Annotated in this window: 12 protein-coding genes; all 12 read left to right on the plus strand. The window is 36.3% G+C overall.

Going from position 1 to position 24,194, the window contains the following annotated elements:
- Positions 1–53: 53 nt before the first annotated feature.
- Entirely contained in the window at positions 54–2,699 is a 2,646-nt protein-coding gene (locus M0214_RS10250) for a DUF4955 domain-containing protein (RefSeq protein WP_248722475.1), read from the plus strand.
- A 121-nt stretch (positions 2,700–2,820) separates the two neighbouring features.
- A complete protein-coding gene (locus M0214_RS10255; protein WP_248722476.1) occupies positions 2,821–5,025 on the plus strand; it encodes a BNR-4 repeat-containing protein in 2,205 nt (734 codons plus the stop codon).
- 14 nt (positions 5,026–5,039) lie between these two features.
- A complete protein-coding gene (locus M0214_RS10260) occupies positions 5,040–5,753 on the plus strand; it encodes a fibronectin type III domain-containing protein (RefSeq protein ID WP_248722477.1) in 714 nt (237 codons plus the stop codon).
- 177 nt (positions 5,754–5,930) lie between these two features.
- Positions 5,931–8,108 (plus strand): glycoside hydrolase family 20 zincin-like fold domain-containing protein, encoded by a 2,178-nt coding sequence (locus tag M0214_RS10265; protein WP_248722478.1) that lies wholly within the window; start codon positions 5,931–5,933, stop codon positions 8,106–8,108.
- 1 nt (position 8,109) lies between these two features.
- A complete protein-coding gene (locus tag M0214_RS10270) occupies positions 8,110–9,603 on the plus strand; it encodes a nucleoside hydrolase-like domain-containing protein (RefSeq protein WP_248722479.1) in 1,494 nt (497 codons plus the stop codon).
- Positions 9,604–9,616: 13 nt separating this feature from the next.
- The gene (locus M0214_RS10275; RefSeq protein ID WP_248722480.1) at positions 9,617–11,773 is read left to right on the plus strand and encodes a hypothetical protein; all 2,157 of its coding nucleotides are present in this window, start codon (positions 9,617–9,619) and stop codon (positions 11,771–11,773) included.
- A gap of 3 nt (positions 11,774–11,776) precedes the next feature.
- Positions 11,777–13,342 carry a nucleoside hydrolase-like domain-containing protein gene (locus M0214_RS10280; RefSeq protein ID WP_248722481.1) on the plus strand — a complete coding sequence of 522 codons (1,566 nt, stop codon included), beginning with the start codon at positions 11,777–11,779 and terminating at the stop codon, positions 13,340–13,342.
- A 14-nt stretch (positions 13,343–13,356) separates the two neighbouring features.
- Positions 13,357–14,178 (plus strand): acetolactate decarboxylase, encoded by an 822-nt coding sequence (locus M0214_RS10285; protein ID WP_248722482.1) that lies wholly within the window; start codon positions 13,357–13,359, stop codon positions 14,176–14,178.
- Between the two features lie 207 nt (positions 14,179–14,385).
- Positions 14,386–17,157, plus strand: a complete 2,772-nt coding sequence (locus tag M0214_RS10290) for an alpha-L-rhamnosidase (protein WP_248722483.1) — start codon at positions 14,386–14,388, stop codon at positions 17,155–17,157.
- A 1-nt stretch (position 17,158) separates the two neighbouring features.
- Entirely contained in the window at positions 17,159–19,957 is a 2,799-nt protein-coding gene (locus tag M0214_RS10295; RefSeq protein WP_248722484.1) for an alpha-L-rhamnosidase, read from the plus strand.
- Positions 19,957–21,456: a sulfatase gene (locus M0214_RS10300; protein WP_248722485.1), complete on the plus strand. Its 1,500-nt coding sequence runs from the start codon at positions 19,957–19,959 to the stop codon at positions 21,454–21,456. The genes M0214_RS10295 and M0214_RS10300 overlap by 1 nt, the downstream gene beginning before the upstream one ends.
- Positions 21,456–24,194, plus strand: coding sequence for a family 78 glycoside hydrolase catalytic domain (locus tag M0214_RS10305; RefSeq protein ID WP_248722486.1), 2,739 nt, complete (start codon positions 21,456–21,458; stop codon positions 24,192–24,194). Before M0214_RS10300 ends, M0214_RS10305 begins: the two co-directional genes overlap by 1 nt.

Consider the following 24,194-nt stretch of genomic DNA (forward strand, 5'->3'; position numbering starts at 1 on the left):
CTTTTGGTCTTTTTTAAAAACAAAATGTAAGAACTAAAAAAGATATTATAGCTATGAAAAAAATAACCTATTTTCTGTTCTTCTTGTTGGGTACCGTAAGTTATGCTCAAAATGTAGAAGCACCTTCTTGGGTTGACTTTGCAGAAAAAAAGTTAACAGGAAACCTATCAGAAGCAACATTAAGCGACTTCTCATATACTGGGTATCACTTTTCTGAAAAAGAATTACCAGATGTATCAGGTTGGAATACGATAAGTGTAACCGACTATGGTGCCATTCCAGACGATGCAGGTTATGACGATGCCGGTATACAAGCTGCTATTACTGCAGCAGAGATTAGTAATCAACCCACTGTAGTGTTTTTTCCAGCTGGTAGGTACATAGTGTCTAGTGAGACTACAAAAACGCAACCTATAATTATTAACGGAAGTAATATTGTACTTAAAGGTGCAGGAACGGGAGCAGGTGGTACGGAGATTTATGCCGATAAATTCAACGAAAATAAATTTGGTACTGGCATACCACATTATCGTTTCATGTTCATACCTTCCAATACAGAATCAAATGATATCACACAGGTAACTGCAGCAATTAAGAAAGGGGATTTTGAAATTCAGGTGGCTAGTACAGCTAATTTATCAGTTGGTCAGTATGTAGATTTATTTCAAAAAACAACAGCTAATTTAGAGGAAAATATGCCAGGGCGTTTGCCCAATGTAACATGGACTGCTATTAATAGAGATGGTATTCGGCCTTTTGAAAAACATTTAATCACAAAAATTTCAGGAAACACCGTAACATTTAAAAATCCTGTACAGTTAAATATGCCAGTTTCTTCTACAACAGTACTTAAAACTTTTCAAACCATAGGAGAAGTTGGTGTAGAGGATATCTTATTTACAAGTGGTTGGAAAGATTATCCAGAAAATTTTGTGCATCATGCTAACAGTATAGTTGATGCTGCATGGCAAGCACTTTTTTTTGGAAATGTAGCTAATGGATGGGTTAAAAATTGTGATTTTAAGGATTGGAACGAATGTGTTTTTGTAGAGAGAAGTATAGCTGTTACAGTAAAAGATATTCATATCTACGGAAAACGTGGCCATACCAGTTATTATTCAAGATATAGCTACGGGGTGCTTTTCGAAAATTGTTTAGATACTTGTGACGAGGGTTTGGTTGATGTCAACAGAAAAGGTATGTTGCATGGTCCGGGCATGCGCTGGAGTACTACAAGTTCGGTTTTTAAAAATTGCCCCATGCAACCCGACCAGTCAATTGATTGTCATGGGTCTCACCCTTATGCCAATTTATTGGACAATATTCAGGGAGGAAAGCTTCTAGGTAACGGTGGTGCAGAGTTGTCATACCCCAATAGTGGACCTTATTTAACATTTTGGAATTTTAAACATGATGCCAATTTTACTACTCGGCTGTACGATTTTTGGTGGATATCCGGTGACAACAGAAGAAGAACTCATACATTTCCAAATCCTATTTTTGTTGGCTTTCAACCTGGAACTGGTGAAAATATAATGTTTAAGAATGAAGGCCTTGATGAGTTGCGTGGACAGCAAGTATACCCAAATTCCTTGTTCGACGCTCAACTTCAGCTACGTTTATATGGGGCCTATATGTCGGCGTCTTCTTCCAAAACAGACACAAAAGCCAAATTGGCAAATGATAATGAAGATACTACATTTTGGGAATCTGAAAATGCAGGAGCTGGAGAGTGGCTAATGTTAGATTTAGGCATTAACAAAACAGTAAAAGGAATTACCCTAAAAGAGGCCTCTACACGAATTAAAGATTGGACTCTTGAATATTGGAGCAATAACCAGTGGATTGAACTTGTATCTGATTCTGGAATTGGCACCGAAAAGACAGTTGATTTTGATGTTGTGGTTGCTCGAAAACTACGTTTCAATATTGTAGATATGTTAGCGGGGCAAGAATCTGCTCCAGCCTCAATTACAGCTTTTGAAATTGTACCGGGACCATTGGACTTACCAGCTAATAATTTTACTATTGAAACTATTGGAGAGACCTGTGTCGACAAGCAAAATGGAAAAGTAGTCATCAACGCCAATGCAACATATAACTATATAGCAACAATTGATAATGGTGCTTCCTACAATTTTACAGATACCACAACTATCGAAAATCTTTCGGCAGGAACCTACGATTTGTGTATTACTGTCGATGGAGAGGATTTTGAACAATGTTACCAAGTTACCATAGCTGGTGGAGTTAGTTTATCTGGTAAGATAGCTGTTTCCAATAAGTATGTTGATGTTACGGTTTCATCCGGGACCGCACCTTTCACAGTAATAAAAAACGGTGAGGAAATTTTTGAAACATACTTAACAGATTTTTCGGTATTTGTTGAAGAAGGAGATAATATCCAAATAAAGAGTAAGGATGCCTGTCAAGGAGAAATGGTAAAGACTATTCATTTATCAGAGGCCGTAAAAGCCTATCCAAACCCTTCAGGAGGAGCATTCGAAATTACAATTCCGTATGCTTTAAACGATGTTGATGTTGAAATTTATAATATTCATTCTCAATTGGTTGGCAAAGGACGATATAGATTAAGTACCAGTAAAATAAATCTGGATTTAACCGACAAGCCCAATGGCATCTATTTCGTGAAGGTTAACTTGGAGAAGCCCGTATTTATAAAATTAATAAAGAAATAGTTTTAGGTTTTTTTGTAGTTGTTGGCAAATTTACTTCAGAACAGTGCAGGATACTTTGGTTTGATTTTAATGCTAATTTTAGGGCATCTATTTTTTATCAGAAATAAAAAACTAGAAGACTATGAAAAAGAAAAACTTTAAAAAAAATATAATTATCAGAAATTTTCTTCTGGTAGTTTTATTGTCTTACATTGGTTCAGGTGTTGTAAATGCCCAAGTTACCTTAGAAACCGAAGTTAAGATTACAGATTTGGGTTTACATTTTAATGGAGCCCGTAAATATGATGAACGAAGTACAAACATACCAGATAACGGAAATCCAGATTCTTATGATTATATCTTTGGACGTAATATATCAGCACATGGAGATGCAGTAAAGGCCTATGGAAAATATGTGTTTATGACTTGGTATAGAGGAGGTAAATTAGACAGACATATGATGTTATCTCGTTACAACACTGAAACAGGAACTATCGCAACCATAGAGTTTCCTCACAGACATACTGGTTATCTAAATCAATGGTGGTTAGGAGAATCTCACAATACGATTGCAGTTGGTATTAGTCCTTTAGATGGTACAATACATATGTTGTTTGATATGCATGCCTACAGACCTACAACTGCAGGTGGTAGTTTATCAGACGATTATTTTAGATACGCGTATTCAGTAAAGAATGCAGCCACCTTACCAGATGCAGAATTTACTTTAGATAAGTTTGTACAAGATGCTAATGGGCGTTATAAACATTTAAGGCTAACAGGTAACATTAATCAAACTGAATTTCACGGATTAACATATCCCTCTTTTTTCTTAAACGACCAAGGAGATTTATTAATGAAAATGAGGGAAGGAGGACATACAAATGGAATGTACAAGTTTACAAAGTATGACGCCAGTTCAGGTCATTGGACAGACTTCACTGATTTTAATAGATTAAACGCAAAGAATCAACCTGGGATTACCTACAATTGGGGTTTGTATGGAGATATTAAATATGCAAATGGAAAAATAAGAGTTGGCTATCAGCGTAGATCAGCAAATACTAATGATAAATTTAGCCATCAAAATGGTATTTATTATGCATATTCAGATAATCAGGATGGATCTGATGGCTGGAAGAACCACAAAGGAGAACCGATTTCTGTTCCCCTTTATGATTCTGATTTAATAAAAATAGCAGAACCTGGAGATTTTGTTCAAACCACTCAAAAAGATCAGGCTCGCATCACAGGCGGACTTCATTTTACTGTTACTGATAATGGTGATGAACATTTTATTAGTAGTATAAGAGATGCTGAATTTAACGTTACTAAAAGACTACATACCTATAGACCAGCAGGTGAAATAGAGTTTACAACAACAGACGATTTTGCTGGTGGGTCAACAATCTATACCTCTGGTAACAATATTTATATAATAGGCTTGGAAAACGATCGTGTTTATGTGGAAAAAGCAGCAGGAGGAACTAATGATTTTGAAAGGGTTTATCAGGCAACCAGTGGACTTATATTTGATCATGGTGTGGTACATGTTTATAATGGTAAGGCCTATTATTATTTAATGGAAAAAAAGTCAGGTAATGCAATGCCATTATACTTACAAATTATCGATTTAGATATTGATCCAGTAGACCCTACCTTATCAAATAATTTTACCATTCAAACTATTAGTGAAACCTGTGCAGGGAAGGCCAATGGAAGACTTTCTATAAACGCTGCTGCTGCTTTCAATTATACAACTACCATAAATGGTGTGAATTATGATTTTACAAAAAATTTAGAGGTTAACGACTTATCTCCTGGTACATATGATTTTTGTATAGACTTAGACGGTATGGATGAACGTTACTGTTACCAAGTGGAAATAGAAGGTGGTACTAGTTTATCTGGTAAAATGGAGATTGTTAAGCAGGCCGTTGAAGTTTCAGTTACTTCTGGAGAATCCCCTTATAGTATCTTTAAGAACGGGGTCAAGATAATGGAGACAAACCAAACAACATTCTTTATTAATGCCAATCATGGTGATAATATTGTTGTAAAAAGCAAGGACGCTTGCCAAGGTGAAATGGGAACGACCGTAAATTTCTTTGAGGATATAAAAGCATATCCAAATCCATCAAGTGGAGTATTTGAAATTTTTATGCCAAATGTTTCCAAAGAAGTTAATGTTGAGATTTATAATATTCACTCGCAGTTGGTAGCAACAAATACTCTGGCTCCAAATACGAATAGAATGACTTTAGATATAGAAAATAAACCAAATGGTATTTACTTTGCCAAGGTTGGCTTTGAAAACCCAGTATTTATTAAATTAATAAAAAAGTAAGATAAAAAAGTAAAATGAAAAAGGTATATACATATTTAGCGGTAATGATAAGTTTATTGATGTCGTGCAGCAGTGGCGGCGACGGTGATGGCGGTGGTCCAGACCCGGGCCCCGACCCAGTCAACACGGCACCTACGGTACCGAGCCAGGTGTACCCATTGAGCAACACGCTGTGTATCAACAATAGCGTTGTGTTCGAGTGGATGGCCTCGACCGATAAGGAGGGCAATCCCATAAGCTACAGGGTACAGATATCCGAGCAGAGCGATTTCTCTACCATGGCGCACGATGTAACAAGTTCGTCGACCTCAAGGGTGATAACCCTTGAAAAGGGTAAGGCGTATTACTGGCGCGTAAGGTCCCGGGACAGCAAGGGCGAGGAGAGTGCGTTTTCCGGAGTGAGCAATTTTCTTACCGAGGGAGACGGGGTATCGAACCACCTACCGTTTGCACCGAGCTTGGTAGGTCCTGAGCAGGACTCCGAGGTCGATGGTACGAGTGCGACATTGAGCTGGACGGCGAGCGATGTGGACAATGACGACCTGACCTTCGATGTGTACCTGGACACGAACAGCGACCCGGTAACGAAGGTGTCGGAGAACCAGGCGGAGACAACGTACAGTGCCACGGGATTGACGGCATCTACGACGTACTACTTCAAGGTGGTTGTCAAGGATGGCAACGGTGGCGTTACCATCGGACAGGTTTGGAGTTTTGCTACTAAATAACTGGAATAACAATACCAAAGAATAAGAATCTTAGGATTTATATAAATAACAAAGAAGGCAAAAAGTTCACAAAACTTTTTGCCTTCTTTGTTATTTGAATATCTAAACAGTAAAGAGCAGGATATATAACCTACTTTTATTTTATAGCTTTAGGAAATCATACTAACACTATAATAAATGATTTTGAAGCTAGCCCGAACCTTTTTTTCTATTTTACTATTTCATTGTTTGCTGTTTCTAGCCTGTGAAGAGACCAAAAAAGACATTATAGTTGTAAACTGTTCTAGTTCTGAAAAGGTTTCTTTTGCTTTACAAGACATCGAGTCAGTTTTGAATTCTCCCTACGTCACAACTGATTCATCTTATATTGAAGAGGCAGATATTGTTTTATCAACCAAGAAAGAAGACAAGTTAAAATCTGAGGGATTCTTAATTAAAACTACAGGTAGTAAGATTGAAGTTATCGGTTATGATGACGCTGGATTAATGTATGGTACTCTTGAGTTGGCGGAGCAAATTAAATTATATGGACTCGAAGGCGTAAAATCGATGGTTCGTAACCCGTATTTAGAAATGCGAGGGCCTAAATTCAACATTCCGCTAGATGTTCGTACACCAAGTTATACCGATGTTTGTGATGCGGCCCAGTACAACATACCGCACATGTGGGATTTCAGTTTTTGGAAAGACTATATCGATACCATGGCGCGTTACCGTTACAATTATATTTCACTGTGGAGCTTGCATCCCTTTCCGTCGTTAGTGAAAGTTCCTGGATATGAAGATGTAGCGTTGGATGATGTACAACGCTCAATAACAGATTGGAAGGAAGACTATAATCTTATGGGCATAGGATTTGATGCTCCAGAAATTTTGGAAAATGTAGAGGTGTTAAAAAGCATTACAATAGATGAAAAAATTGAATTCTGGAAAAAAGTAATGGCCTACGGTAAGCGTAGGAATATTGATTTTCATATCATCACATGGAATATTTTTGATTATGGTACACAAGGTAAATATGGAATCACAGACGATAGAGATAATGAAATTACCACCGATTATTTTAGAAAAAGTATTAAGCAACTGTTTGTGACCTATCCGGATTTAGCAGGTATAGGGTTGACAACAGGAGAGAATATGAAAGGTGCTAATCACCAAGAACGCGAAGATTGGGCTTATAACACTTATGGTCTTGGTATTTTAGACGCGGCCAAGGAAATGCCTGAAAGACAATTTAAGTTTATACATAGGCAACACCAATCTGGTGCCAAAGAAATTGCTGAAAAATTTAAGGCGGTTGTAGAGGCTGAAAATGTAGAATTTTTGTTCTGTTTCAAATATGCTAAAGCCCATGTGTATAGCGCAACACAACAACCGTATCATGAAAATGCTAATTATTTAGAGCAAATTGAAGGCATGAAAACTTTATGGGGCTTGCGTAATGATGACACCTTTTACTTTAGGTGGGGTGCTCCTGATTTTACAAGGGAATTTATTAATAATTTACCCTATGAGGATGTTGCAAAAGGTATTTACTTTGGTTCGGATCAATGGATTTGGGGTCGCGATTTTTTAACTAAAGAACCAGCAAAAACCAACCAAATTGAAGTAGAAAAACATTGGTACCAATGGTTGTTATGGGGTAGATTAAGTTACGATCCCACTATATCAAATGACCGCTTTAAGGGTATATTGGGCAGTCGTTTTCCAGAGGTAGATACCCATAAATTATTTTCAGCATGGCAAAATGCGTCTATGGTTTACCCGATAACTACAGGGTTTCATTGGGGAAGTCTCGATTTTCAGTGGTATATTGAGGGATGTAAAAGTCGGCCAAGTCAGGCAGAAAACGAAACTGGGTTTCATGATGTAAATCGTTTTATTTCACTTGGGGTGCATCCAAAATCTGGAAATCAATCCATTCCAGACTATGTAAAAATGGTTTCCAACGGAAGTAGCACGACTTTAAAAACACCTTTACAGGTTTCCGAAGAACTCATCAATGTCTCAAACAGTACTTTGAATATTTTGGAAACATTTAAGGTTACCGATAATAGAGAGTTACAATTCACTTTAAACGATATTAAAACCGTTTCGTTTTTAGGGAAGTACTATGGTTATAAAATTGAAGGCGCCACTTATTTAGCGTTGTTTAGAGATTCTAATAAAAGCGAGTATCAAGAATTAGCGGTAAAAGCTTTAGAAAATGCTTTAAACTTTTGGAAACAATATGTAGCCCAAGCCATGTTGCAAAATCATAACCCTTTGTGGACAAACAGAGTGGGTATTGTAGAGTGGAAACAAATCACCGAATGGGTAAAACAGGATATTGAAATCGCAAAAAATGAGCAGTAATATGAAGGTTTTAAAATTAATAGTATTTGGCTTTTTGATTTGTTTGGGGCCGTATGCTTTGGGTCAATCTTCAAAGCACCGATTGGTGATTTTGGCCGATATGGGTAACGAACCTGATGAAGAACAGCAAATGGCGCATATGCTCATGTGTTCCAATGAATTTGACCTTGAAGGACTTATTGCCGTAAGCGGAAAGTATTTACATAACAGACATAGATTGGTAGAAAGGCAAAGGCTGTATCCCGATTTGTTTGAAAACCTCATTGATGGTTATGAAAAGGTTTATGAAAATTTGAAAATACACGCCAAGGGTTATCCGGAACCAGCCTATTTGCGGACCATTGTAGCCTCAGGGCAACCTGGATACGGTATGGGCGATGTTGGAGATGGAAAGAGTACCAAAGGCTCGGAGTTATTAATTGACATTTTTAAAAAGGAGGACCCACGCTTAATTTATATTGTGGTGAATGCCGGTTCCAATACTCTAGCACAGGCTTTAAACGATTTTAAAGCGAATCATTCTGAAGTGGTCTTGAAAAAGGTATTAAAAAAACTAAGGGTCTTTGAGAACGGCGCGCAAGATAACGCCGGAGCTTGGATTTGTGCCAATTATTCAGACATTCGCTGGACACGAAGTAACTATCAAACCTATGCTTATGGTGGTCCAGCTTGGGCCTGGGGTAATGACCCCGACGCTGATAAAAAGGGACCTCACACTTGGAAACCGTACGCCTACAATGCCACAGGGCAACATCAATGGGCATTGGAGCATATTAAAAATCACGGGGCATTAGGAAGATTATTTCCCTTGAGACAAACACCCACGGGTAGATTGGCTTTTATAGAAGGCGGAGGTACCATTCCTTGGTTAGGGCTTATGCACCAAGGTTTGGCTGATATAAGTCAACCCAGTTGGGGCAGTTGGAGTGGGAGGTTTTCAGAAAAACCTATTAAGAATGTGCCCTCCCGACATAAAAGTGTAAGAGTGGATGAGGAGACTTATGGTGATTATTATTTATTTACGGAAGTTTCAGATGTATGGACAGACTCGGAAACCAATGAAGTTTATAACTCAATTTATACACCTGTTTGGAGGTGGCGACAGGCCTATTATAATGATTTTCAATGTAGAATGGATTGGTGCGTAGCTTCTTTTGAGAATGCTAATCATCATCCAGTAGTCTCAATTAACGGGGATAACACAGAGAAAATTCATTTTTTACAAGTCGCTTCAGGTGATGTGATATCATTGGATGCTTCTACTTCTTTTGACCCTGATGGCGATAATATAGCTTTTAAATGGTGGATTTATAATGAGGCAGGAACTTATAAAGGCACCATCGAAATTATTAAGCAGCCTTCCCAGGCTATTACTGAGATTGTAGTGCCAGAGGATGCTTCGGGCAAAACCATTCATATCATTCTTGAAATTGAAGACAATAATAAAATTGCCTCATTACACGATTATAGACGCATTGTTCTAACCGTTGAATAATAGCTTTGACTTTATGAAGTTCATCCAAAAAAATCTAAGCTTACCAATCATTGCATCCATGTTGCTTTTTCTATGCATTGGTTGTAAAAAAGAATCAGCATTCACCATTAATATCCAAAATACTATAAATTCCCCACAAGTATTACATGGTATTGATAAGTTGACGGATTTCGCAGAAAAAAATACCATTACCATAGCTGACAATGATGATGTCTTAATCATAAAAACAGTCCTAGATTCTTCAGCTTTAAAGACTGAAGCATTTTTAATTAATTCAAGTGATAAATTAGTTACGGTAACTGGAGGTGATGCTACGGGTATCATGTATGGTTTATTAGATATCAAAGAACAATTAGCATCTGGTAATAGGACTATTGAAAATAAAGAACAAACACCAAGTTTGGCATTTAGAGCGCTAAAATTCAATTTACCATGGGAGGCTTACCGTAGTAGTGAAACATTAGAAGCACATACCGAAACATGTAAAGATACACTTTTCTGGAGGGATTTTTTAGATATGATGGCTGAAAATCGTTTTAATAAATTAACCTTATGGAATTTACACCCGTTCAGTAGAATGGTTAAAACCAAAAAGTACCCCGAGGCGTGTAGTCTTTCAGATGAAGAGATGAAAACATGGGAAACTTTATGGCATACACTTTTTAGAATGGCCAAAGACCGTGGTATAGAAACTTATATGGTTAACTGGAACATTTTTGTGTCTAAAGAATTTGCTGAACATCACAAGGTATCTCCTATTTCCATAAAGAAAGAAACGCATGTTGGGGTTGGTGATACATCCAGAGTTGTTAAAGATTATATGCGCGAGTGTGTGAGGGCAACCATTGATAAATATCCAGACCTAACTGGTTTGGGGATTACATTAGGAGAAGGCATGGGTGGAATGACCGCAGAGGAACGTGAAGAATGGATTTTAGAAACGGTGGTTGAAGGTGCAAGACAAGCTGAGCGTACAATAAAGTTTATCCATCGGGTACCACTTTCTGCAGGAACAGGTAGTGGTGGTTCTACTGATGTGTCTGTAGAAAAATTGACTCGTCGAACTTTAGATACTTTAACCTGTTTTGGTGGTCCTATAAATATTGAACTGAAATTTAATTGGTCTCATGGCCATTCAACACCAAAATTAGTTAAGGTGCATGGAGGCGAACTTAAAGATACCTATTGGAACCCAATGCCTGAAAACTATTATTTGGCGTGGATGATTCGTAATGAAGATTTTTTTATTCTGCGTTGGGGACAACCTGATTTTATACGACAGCACATGGCAGAAAATGTGCATCCGTATGTGAATGGGTATTATGTAGGTTCAGAAACTTATATTCCTGCTAAAGATTTTATAACATCATTAGAAGGAGCCTCAGCCAACTATGCTTTTGAAAGACAATGGATGTTTTATAAGGTGTGGGGGCATTTACTCTATAATCCCAATACTCCGGATGCCTATTTTATTCAAGCTTTTGAAAACCGTTTTCCTAATAATGGAAAAGCGCTGTTTAATGCGCAGACACAAGCAAGCAAAGTGCCATTGGTTATTGCTTCATACTGGAATGCCAAATGGGACTTTACCTTGTATTCTGAAGGTATGCTAGGTTTTAATGATGGGCCTCCTGCCGTAAAACTATTGTCATTACAAACTTTAGCCAATAGAACGCCAATGGATCCACGATATATGGGTATTAAGGAATTTGTCGATTCAGGAAAGAAGGCGGTTTTAGGTAAAATTACGCCCATTCAATTAGCTGATTCATTAAGTACATTTTGTAATGGAGCTTTGAAAATAGTACAACCAATTAATTCTGGGACTAATACAGATTTACTTTATGAAAAATCTGATATTCAGGCTTGGGCTTATTTGGGGCTTTATTTTTCTGATAAATTGAAATCGGCCGTGGCATATCAAGAATATTTAAAAACGGAAGAAAAAATCTTTTATCAAGAGGCTGTAATGTACTTGGAAGGGGCTACTAAAAATTGGTCAAAATTGGTTGATGTCACCAAACCGGTTTATCAACCTGTTCCTATAGAACATAAGGGTTATCGAGTAAAAAGTAATTTATTCCATTGGTCTATTGTTCAGGAAGAAGTGGAAGCAGAATTGAAATGGTTAAAGGCATTAGACCTTAAATCAATTAAAGAATTAAACTAAAATATGATGGTTAACAGGTTTATTATTTACAGTCTCTTAATAGTTGTGTTGTACTCCTGTAAAGATAACAACAAAGCAAGCGGTGGAAACAAAGAAGATATCAAAACCAATCTTGAAATTTCACCATCTGTTACAGAAACTGGCCAAAATTCAAACAAAAACAGATTTATTTTAATGGCAGATATTGGTCATGACCCTGACGATGAACAGCAACTTGTACATTTGTTAATGTACTCCAACAAATTTGATTTGGAAGGATTAATCTCTGTAACAGGACGTTATTTTAGACCAAATCCAAAGGATACCGTAAAAGTGCTCATGCCAGAATTGTTCCATTATTACATTGACGGTTACAAAAAAGTATACCCAAATTTACAACGGCATGAAAAAGGATGGAAAACACCGGAGTATCTCCATAGTATTGTAGCTTCGGGTCAAGAGGGTAATGGTATGAAAGATGTTGGGTTAGGCAAAACTAGTGATGGCGCTAAATTGATTATAGAGGCTTTACTAAAAGATGATGATAGACCCATTTTTGTGCTTTCAAATGGCGGTATGAACACATTGGCGCAAGCATTATTCGACCTAAGAAATGATTACCCTAAAGAAAAGTTGAAAACACTGATTTCTAAACTAAGAGTTTATGATAATTCGGGACAGGATGAAAGCGGTGCTTGGATTTGTCACGAATTTCCAGACTTGTTTTATATTCGGGCAACCCATCAAAATAAAAGTTTTGGAGGGCCTTCCAATGCTAATCTAGGACCCCATATTTGGCAACCTTATGAATATACACCTTTTGGGCAACACCAGTGGTTTAAAGAGAATTTGCAAACCAATCACGGCAAGTTGGGTGCGTTATATCCAGATAGGAAAGTAGATGACACCTTTCATTTTATTGGGGGTGGTGGTACTATACCCTGGTTAGTGCTAGTAAATCAGGCATTATCCGATATTTCTGAGCCCTCTTGGGGAGGCTGGGGCGGACGCTACTCAGCAAAGAAAAAAGACAACCCGCCATCTGGGTTTTCAATTGTTGAAGCTGATGAACAACCGTATTTACCATATAAGGCCTATTGTGATGGAGACCTTATTGTAGATACCTGGACAAACCCCGATGATGGACAAGTTTACGCCGATGAATACACGCCTGTTTGGCGATGGCGCAAAGCCATTTGGAATGATTTAAAAGCTAGAATGGACTGGTGTGTTCAGCCTTTCAATAAAGCGAATCACCGTCCTGTAGCTGTATTGAATGGCGATAGTACCAATCAAATTGTAAAGGCAAAATATAATTATCTTGAAGAGGTGGTATTAGACGCCACGGGTTCCACAGACCCAGACGGAGATAATTTGAGTTATAAGTGGTGGATATACCACGAAGCAGGAAAAAAACCATACAGTAAGCCCATAAAAATAGAAAATGATACCAAGTTTAAAACATCATTTAAAATCCCACTGGATGCGGCAACGAATGAGTTACATGTGATTTTAGAGGTTCAAGATGATAATAGTATTGTGCCCCTTGTTGATCATAAACGTATGGTTATTATTGTTACTAATTATTAAAACTTTAAGATATTATGAAAAACAGAATAGTACTTTTTGGTTTACTTGTTTCACTTCTTCTCGGATGTGTTGAAAAATCAAAGAATAATAAGCCAGTAGAAGAACAAAAAGTAACAACAGCCTCTGATTTAGAAAGTACTTCCAAGCCAGATGTATTTTACCAATATTCTATTTGGTTCGCCTTTGTAAATAAGGTTTTTGATGGTGATTTAAAAGTTTCAGAACTTAAAACAAAAGGTGATATTGGTTTAGGTTCTTTTGATTATTTAGATGGTGAATTAGTCATGCTTGATGGTGTTCCATATCGAATAAGAGAAAATGGCGAAATAACTGTGGGGCAGGATGAAGACGAAATAGTGTATTCCGATGCTACTTTTTTTAAAGAGGATGGTGTCTTTAAAATAAGTGGACCAATGGACTATACTTCATTCCAAAAGCGATTAAACACGGAAATGGAATCTGAACATTATTTTTATGCTTACAGAGTACCCATAAAATTGGATTATATAAAACTAGGAGGTGTGCCAAAGGTTGAAAAACCTTTTACTGATGGTTTAGATCTGCTACTACCCATCCGCCCTGTGTTTGAAGCTGAGAATATAAGTGGCACTTTAGTTGGATTTTATTGTCCAGAATATGTAGGTAATATAAATGCCTTTGGTCATCATTTTCATTTTATCTCAGATGACCGCAAATGGGGTGGTCATGTTATGGATTTTAAAACATCACATGATATAAATGTGCCTTGGGACCAAAAAACAAGTTATGCATTTGACCTTCCCAAAAATGAAACCTTTGAAAATGTAAAACTTGATAGCGAGTTTCAGTATAACTAAACAACTTTTAGAATGAATATAGACTCATAAATATATTTTTTGAGCTGATTATCGTTTATATTTCGTTTTCCTCTGGAATTAATTAGCTTCAATAGCTTATTCAGCTTATTGAAAATTTTAGTAAAATAGAGATACATCAGGACAGTTAAAGCAAAAAAAAATAAGATATTGCTTTAATATATTTAGTGCTAATTTTATTCAAGATTAATGAAGCGTCAGTCTCTATTTTCTAAAATTTTGTTCTTATTTATTTTTTTAGTGATTGTCTCTTGCGGAGAAGCACTAATCGAAAAACCTATAGATTTAACCATTTCAGAAGGGTTTGAAAATCCAATAGGATTCTATAATCCAAAACCAACATTTTCTTGGCAACTTTCTGTATCAGATAAAATTAAAAGTCAATCTGCATTTCAAATTGTAGTAGCTTCAAAAGAAGAATTATTACCAAATAATCCTGATTTATGGGATTCAAAAAAAGAAGAAACTTCTCAATCTACCTTTGTAAAGTATCAAGGTCAAGAATTGCAATCTCGTCAAAAGGTGTTTTGGCAAGTTCGTTATTGGAACCAAGATAATGCAATTTCAGAATGGAGTGAAATTAATTCCTTTGAATTGGGTCTTTTAAACAACTCTGATTGGAAAGCCAAATGGATTGGATTAAACACAGCTCAAGATAATATTAGAGGCGTTCGTAATTTTTTAATGCACAGACCTCAGTATTTAAGAAAAGGTTTTGAGTTAAAAAAAGATGTTAAATCTGCAAGATTATATATTACAGCCAAAGGAGTTTTTGATGTGCATTTAAACGGAAAAGATGTTAGTGATGATGTAATGTCTCCAGGTTGGACACCCTACAATTATCGAATTGAAACACTAACCTATGATGTTACACAACTTTTAAAAACAGGACAAAATGCGCTGGCAGTTGAACTTGCTTCAGGTTGGCATTCAAGCAGAATTAGTAGAGCAAAAGCTTTGTATAAAAAGTACACATCACCAAAAATAATATGCCAGTTAGAAATTACTTTGCAAGATGGTTCTAAACAAACCATTATCTCAGACGAAAGTTGGAAGGGAACAACCAATGGCCCTATTCGATTGGCAAATGTTTACGATGGAGAGTTTTATGACGCTAACTATGAAATGCCAAATTGGAAACAATCAGATTTTAACGATTCAACTTGGAATGTTGTTGAAACAGAAGCTGTCGAAAATTCAATAAAATTAGAACCTAAAAGGCATCACTCAGTTAAAACCAAAACAATTTTATCTAATACAAAAATTGTAGCTGTTACAGATTCTACCACTATTTTTAATATGCAACAAAATATGGTTGGTGTTCCTAAAGTAAGCGTTCCAATGAAAAAGGGCGATACTTTAAAAATACGTTTTTCTGAAATGTTGTTAAAAGATGGTACATTTTACACAACCAATTATCGCACAGCAAAATCTAGCGATTTTTATGTAGCTTCAAAAGATGGTGTGATTGAGTATACACCAAAATTCACGTTTCACGGATTTCAATTTGTAGAATTGAGTGGTTATGATAAAACTGCAAAACCAGATGCAAGTTGGGTTACAGGATTGGTTCAACATTCAAATTTCGAACAAAAAGGCACGTTTACTTCTTCACATCAAAAATTAAATCAACTACAAAGTAATATTACTTGGGGTTTACGAGGTAACTTTTTTGATATTCCAACAGACTGTCCTCAACGTGATGAACGACTAGGTTGGACAGGTGATGCACAAGTAATTGCGCCCACTTCTTTATTTAATTATAACGTACATTCTTTCTGGACAGCTTGGTTGCAAAGCGTAAGAGAATCACAAACTGAAGATGGAAGAATTCCTTGGGTAGTACCTGATGTTTTACAAATAAAAAAATCAAGTTCTGGATGGGGAGATGCCATAACAATGATTCCTTGGGAAATTTACAAAGCAACAGGAGATAGAACAATTCTAGAAGAAAGTTATGAATCTGCTAAAAAATGGGTGAGCTATTATGAATCTGAAATTGGAGAAACCCCATTCGTACCCAAAAACCCTTCATTTGGAGATTGGTTGCAGCCATTTCTTTCAACAGGACCTAAAGGTAGAGGTGGAGATACCTCAAGGCTGCTAATCAATACAGCTTTCTATGCGCATTCTGCTCAATTAATATCCAAAATGGCTAGTCTTTTAGGAAAAACAGAGGATGAGAAAGCATACAAAGCCTTATTTGAAAATATAGCAAAAGCTTTTGAAAAAGAGTTTTTTGATGAAAATGGAATTGTAAAAGCAAAAATTGAAACCCAAACTGCTTATTTGGTGGCTTTATATTTTGATTTATTAAGTCCAGAAATTAAAGAAAAAGTACAAGAACGATTATTAGTAACCATAAAAAAAGCTGATAATCATCTGAGAACAGGTTTTTTAGGCACACCAATTTTGCCAAAGGTTTTAGATGATATGGGCGAAATAGATTTGATGTATGACATTCTGTTTAAAGAAACCTATCCATCTTGGTTTTATTCCATCAATCAAGGAGCCACCACAATGTGGGAACGTTGGAACAGTTATAGTATAGAAGAAGGCTACAATCCACAACCAATGAATAGCTTAAATCATTATGCTTATGGCGCTATTGGGCAATGGATGTATGAGCGTATTGCTGGACTTTCTTCGCTTGAACCTGGTTACAAAAAAATTAAAATAGCACCTGTACCAAATACAAAATATGTAACCTCAGCATCAGCCAGTTTACAAACTGCATATGGAGAAGCAACTTCAGCTTGGGAAATAGAAAAAGATAGTTTTACTTTACAGGTTGTTATTCCACCAAATACAAATGGAACAATTAAAATACCAAATGGTTTTACCAAATCTATTTTAATAAATGGAGAGCCTTTAAACGGGAATTATCAAAACACATCAGAGGGAACTGTCACCATACAAGTAACTTCAGGAAGTTATATATTTCAATCAAAATCAAACTAAAGTGAAAAATAAATTAAGTAGTACAATCAATATATTTTTTATTTTCTCTCTAATTCTTTTAAGTACTTTTTTGTCTTGCAAGGAGAAAGAAACAGTTCAAAAGCCTATAGATTTAACCATTTCAGAAGGTTTTAAAAACCCATTGGGATTTTATGATGCAATACCAACATTTTCTTGGAAACTTCCTGTTTCAGATAAAAATAAGAGTCAATTGGGGTATCAAGTTGTTGTAGCTTCTTCAAAAGAATTATTACCCAATAATCCAGATTTATGGGATTCTGAAAAACAAGAAAGTTCACAGTCCAGCTTTGTAAAATACGAGGGAGTCGATTTAAAATCCCGTCAAAAAGTGTATTGGCAAGTTCAATATTGGAATCAAGATGGCAAAGTTTCAGAATGGAGTGAAATCAATTCCTTTGAATTGGGGTTGTTGAATAACTCTGACTGGAAAGCAAAATGGGCGGGTTTAGATACTGCTAAAGATAGCATAAAAGGGGTACGTAATTTTTTAATGCACAGACCACAATATTTGCGCAAAGGGTTCGAGTTGCCATCAGATATAGCATCAGCAAGATTATACATCACCTCGAAAGGCGTTTTTGATGTGCATTTGAACGGAAAAGATGTTAGTGATGATGTGTTAACACCTGGCTGGACGCCATATAACAAACGTTTTGAAACACTAACCTATGATGTAACCGATATGTTATCTTCAGGAAAAAACGCAATTTCTGTAGAATTGGCATCTGGTTGGCATTCAGGAAGAATTACCAGAGGAACAGCTGTTTATGACTTTTTAGCATCTCCAAAAATTTTATGTCAGTTAGAAATCACTTTAAAAGATGGTTCAAAAAAAACTATTATTTCTGATGAAACTTGGAAAGGCACAACCAATGGGCCAATACGATTAGCAGGTTTGTTCGATGGTGAAGTGTATGATGCCAATTTGGAAATGCCCAATTGGACAATGAATACGTTTGATGATACCTCTTGGGAAAATACAGAAATAGAACCCATAGTTGATAGTGTAACCTTAGAACCAAAACGTCATGAAACTGTAAAAACAATGACAGTTTTAGAGGATGCAGAAATTGTATCTGCGACAACATCTTCTGTAATTTTCAATTTGAAACAAAATATGGTAGGCGTACCAAAAGTAACAGTGCCCATGAAAAAAGGTGATACTTTAAAGATTCGCTTTTCTGAAATGTTATTGTCTGATGGTACTTTTTATACAACAAACTATCGTTCAGCAAAATCAACAGATTATTATATCGCATCAAAAGATGGGCTTATCGAGTACACGCCAAAATTCACCTTTCACGGATTTCAATATTTAGAATTGTCAGGATTTGATACCTCGGCAACACCAAATTCAACTTGGGTAAAAGGCTTGGTGCAATATTCTAATTTTGAAAAAAATGGAACGTTTACATCATCACACGATAAATTAAATCAACTGCAAAAAAACATCACTTGGGGTTTGAGAGACAACCTTTTAGATATACCAACCGATTGCCCGCAACGTGATGAGCGTTTGGGTTGGACTGGTGATGCGCAAGTGATTTCGCCAACAGCCATGTTTAATTTTAAAGGGCATGCGTTTTGGACAGCATGGTTGCAAAGTATGCGCGAAACCCAATCTGAACATGATAATGGTTTAGTGCCATTTGTTATCCCTGATATATTGCAAAGAAATAGTGCCAGTTCGGGGTGGGGCGATGCTTGTGTTATTATTCCATGGGATATTTACAATATCACAGGAGATACATCAGTTTTGGAAGAGAATTATGATATGGGAAAAAAATGGGTTGGTTACTATCAATCCAAATCAAAAGATTTTATTCCAAATATTTACTCCTATACAGATTGGTTACAGCCTTACCCATCAAAACCTGGAAAAGAAGGTAATAAAGGCGATACACCAAGATTATTTGTAAATACAGCATATTTTGCCCATTCGGCGCACTTGGTTTCGAAAATTGCAGGTGTTCTTGGTAAAACTGAAGACGAAAAAAAATACAAGGACTTATATAAAGAAATCGCTCTAGCTTTCGAAAACAAGTTTTTTGATACAAACGGAAAATTTATAAATGAAAAACAAACCCAAACTAGCTATTTATTAGCCATATATTTTGATTTGCTACAGCCAGAAACCAAAGCAAAAGCGCAACAGCATTTATTAGAAGAAATTAGAAAAGCAGACAATCATTTAGGAACTGGATTTTTAGGTACACCAATTTTGCCAAAGGTTTTAGACGATATGGGCGAAATAGATTTGATGTACGACATTCTGTTTAAGGAAACCTATCCATCTTGGTTTTATTCCATCAATCAAGGCGCAACTACCATGTGGGAACGTTGGAACAGTTATAGCATTGAAGAAGGCTACAACCCACAACCTATGAATAGCTTAAATCATTATGCTTACGGCGCCATTGGGCAATGGATGTATGAGCGTATTGCTGGTCTAGCTCCTTTAGAACCAGGATATAAGAAAATTAGAATTGCACCTTTACCGAATACCGAGTTTTTAACATCGGCTTCTGCAAGTTTAAATACACCTTATGGGAAAGCAACGTCTTCTTGGAAAATAGAACATGATAATTTTTACTTAGATATTATAATTCCTCCTAATACAACGGCATTGGTTAGTATTCCAACCACAAATAGTAATGAGGTGGAAATTAATGGTGAGAAAATAAGCAAGAGTAAAATAATTGACCAGAAAGAAGATGAATTAGTAATAGAAGTTTCTGCTGGGAGGTACAACATAAACTCTAATTTTAAATTAAAATAATGAAACATGTAATTCTAATATCCCTTTGTTCTATCATTTTATTTGGATGTTTATCTACAAAAAAAGAAGAACAACAAAAAACACCAATTAAACCGAATTTGTTAATTGTACTATCAGACCAACATTCTTATGATATGGTTGGTGCCTATGGTAATACACAAGTAATTACACCAAATTTGGATAAGTTTGCACAAGAAGGGATGTTATTAGAAAATAGTTTTTCAAATCAACCTGTTTGTACGCCTTTTAGAGGGATGTTAATGAGTGGTATGCACCCATTAAAAAATGGAGCCTTTACAAATGATTGTCCGTTGCTACCAAACAAAAGTGTTTTATTGGCTCAAAAGTTAAAAAAAGAAGGGTATCAAACAGCATATATTGGGAAATGGCACCTTCTTGGAGGAGATCGGGATAGAGGTATTCCCAAAGGCGATTTACGTTATGGATTTGATAAGGTAATTACTAACAATTGCCATTTAGATTTTAGAGCTCACAAATCCTTTTTTTGGAACGAAAAAGGTGAAAAAGAGTTTTTTGATGAATGGGAAGTGTATGGGCAAACAAAACAAGCACTAACCTATTTAGATACAATAGATAAAAGTAAACCATTTGCGCTTGTCGTTTCATGGCATCCACCTCATGATTGGGGTAAAAAGAAAGGTAAAGATGGAAAGGCCCATTACAGATATGATACCTTAGAAGAATTCATGTCTATGTATAATCCAGATTCTATTAAAGTAAGACAAGGTATTGAACCAACTCCAGATTTAATTGAAATGTATCATGGTCATATGTCTATGATTAGTGGGGTTGATAAAGCATTTGGTATGCTAATGCATAAGCTAAAGGAAACTAATTTAGAAAATAATACGCTAACCGTTTTTACGGCAGATCATGGCGATATGCTAGAGTCTTACGGAGCTATATTACCTAAGCAATATCCATACGATTATTCGAATAGAACACCGTTTCTTATTAAATATCCCAAGAAAATTAAACCTAATAGTAAGTCTGATGTGCTTTTTGGGAATTTAGATTTTATGCCAACCATCTTGGGTTTCATGGATATACCTAGTGAACAGGAATATGACGGTAAAGACCTTTCGGAAGCCTTATTGACAAATAATCAAACGGTTGTCGATTTTGTTCCCATTTTTAATTTTGAAAGAGGAACTGTAAAAAAGCACAGTTGGAGAGGTGTAATTACCAAAGCATATACATTTACATTGAACGGAGGAGATAATCCACTTGAAATGAATAATGTTTTATTTGATAGGAAAAATGACCCAAATCAACTGAATAATTTGTTTTACAACCCAGATTATAAAAACAAAAGACTTGAATTAGAAAAGTTGACTTATGAGTCAATGGCTTCATTTAAAGATGAATTCTATGTTGAAAAGGATTTTAAAAGTGTAGAGCCAGAAGAAACTTGGGAGTATAATTATTCAAAGAGCCCATTAGAGTTATTTCAAAATAAAATTAATCAAACTAAATAATGAATTTAAAACTATCGTTTTACACGCTAATATTTATAGTTGTATTATGCACATCAGTTTCTTGTAAAGAGCAAGTAACTTTTGCAGAAGCTCAAAATTTAACAGTTTCAGAAGGGTTTAAAAATCCCTTAGGCTTTTATGATGCTAATCCAAGTTTTTCTTGGAAATTGCCCGTTTCAGAGGGAGTTAAAAGTCAGTCAGCTTATCATTTAGTAGTAGCGTCTAGTGAGGATATGTTGCCCGATAATCCCGATTTGTGGGATTCTGGTAAGCAAGTTACAGACCAATCGGTTTGGGTAAACTACAATGGTAAGCCCTTGCAATCTCGTCAAAAAGTGTACTGGCAAGTAAAATATTGGAATCAAGATGAAAATGCTTCAGAATGGAGTGTAATAAATCATTTTGAATTGGGATTATTGAGTAATGACGATTGGAAAGCGCAATGGATTGGTTTAGATACCAAAGCGGAAGGTATTATAGGAAGTCAAGGAAATATTGTGCATAGACCACAATACTTAAGAAAAGGATTTGAGCTATCTAATGATGTAGCTTCTGCAAGATTATACATTACGGCAAAAGGTGTGTTTGATGTTGCCATAAATGGTGAAGATATAAGTGATGATGTGATGCCTCCCGGTTACACACCCTATAAGGAGCGAATTGAAACGATTACTTATGATGTTAGTAATTTAATTGAATCTGGTCAAAATACCATTGGTGTTGAGTTAGCTTCTGGTTGGCATTCCAGTAGATTAGGTTGGAGAAAAGCTTTGTGGGTTGATACAGAAACTCCAAAATTTCTTTGTCAGTTAGAAATGACAATGAAAGATGGCACCAAAGAAATGATTGTTTCTGATGATAGTTGGAAGGGGACGACCAATGGACCGATTCGTCTTTCTGAAATTTATGATGGCGAAACTTATGATGCCAATTTAGAAATGGATGGATGGACAACTAATAATTTTAGTGATAAAGATTGGAGTTCAGTCAATACCTTTCCTATTGAAAACAACGTTCGTTTAGAGCCTAAACGCCACACTACAGTTAAGTCTAAAATAGAAGTAGCAACACAAGAGCTTATTGAAAAAGATGGTACCGTAATTTTTGATTTAAAACAGAACATGGTAGGTGTTCCGCTTCTGAAAGTTCCTATGAAAAAGGGGGAAACCTTAAAAGTAAGGTTTGCGGAAATGTTATCGCCAGACGGTACATTTTATACAGACAATTATAGAACAGCACTATCCACCAATTATTATACGGCATCTGAGGATGGGGTAATGGAATGGATGCCAAAATTCACCTTTCACGGATTTCGATATGTAGAGCTCAGTGGGTTTGATATATCTGCAGAACCAACAAAGGATTGGGTGACAGGTTTGGTACAGTACTCAGATTTTGAAGAAAATGGCACGTTTACCTCGTCTCATGAAAAATTAAACCAATTACAAAGCAATATTGTTTGGGGTATGAGAGGCAATTTTTTTGATATCCCTACCGATTGTCCGCAACGCGATGAACGTATGGGGTGGACAGGCGATGCGCAAGTATTTGGGCCAACTTCCATTTTCAATGCCGATGTCTATAAATTCTGGGCCAGTTGGATGCAGAGTGTTGGAGAGTCGCAATACGATAGTGGAGGCATTCCTTGGGTGGTGCCAGATGTATTGTTTAACGATAAAGTAAGTGCTGGTTGGGGCGATGTATGTACCATTATACCATGGAAAATTTATTTACGAACAGGCGATAAGAAAATCTTAGAGGAGAATTTTGAAACTATGAAGGGTTGGGTGGCCTACCACCAAAACGTTTCTAAAGATTACATATCCAAAATGGGTGGTTTTGCAGATTGGTTACAACCCTTACCTGAAAATGGAGATAACAGGGGCGATACCGCACATAGTTTAATTGGAACTGCCTTTTTTGCACATTCAGCAGATTTAACTGCCAAAACAGCAAATGCATTGGGTGATAAGGAAGCATATGAAAAATACAATGCATTATATGAAAACGTAGCCAAGGCTTTTGAAAACCACTTTTTTGAAGAGGGTAAAGTAAAAGATGTTTCAGAAACCCAAACCTCTTATTTATTAGCATTAGCTTTTGGTTTATTATCGGAGGAACATAAAGGAAATGCCAAAAAACATTTGTTACAAAAAATAGCCGAGGCCGACAATCATTTAAGAACAGGCTTTTTGGGAACACCATTGTTGTCTCAAGTTTTAGATGAAACAGGTGAAATTGATTTAATGTACAAACTACTATTTAATGAAACTTATCCGTCGTGGTTTTATTCCATTAATCAAGGAGCAAGCACCATTTGGGAACGTTGGAATAGTTATAGTAAAGACGAAGGTTTCAACCCTCAAAATATGAATAGTTTGAATCATTATGCTTATGGTGCCATTGGGGAATGGATGTACGAGCGCATTGCGGGTATCGCATCATTAGAAGCAGGTTACAAATCCATTAGAATTGCACCAGAACCCAGACAACCACTAAATTCGGCATCAGCCTCATTAAATTCACCATACGGGAAGGTATCCTCTTCGTGGGAGATAAAAGATGGAATCTTCTCTTTAAATATTGTAATTCCACCAAATACCACAGCAAAAGTGGTAGTGCCTGGAAGTGCAGAAAGTATTGAAGAAAATGATGCCATTGAAAAAATTAGTACAGAAACCGAAAAGACTGAATTTTTAGTGCAACCCGGGAACTACACGTTCAAATCTAAACTATAA

The organism is Seonamhaeicola sp. ML3, assembly GCF_023273855.1.
Lineage (GTDB): Bacteria > Bacteroidota > Bacteroidia > Flavobacteriales > Flavobacteriaceae > Seonamhaeicola.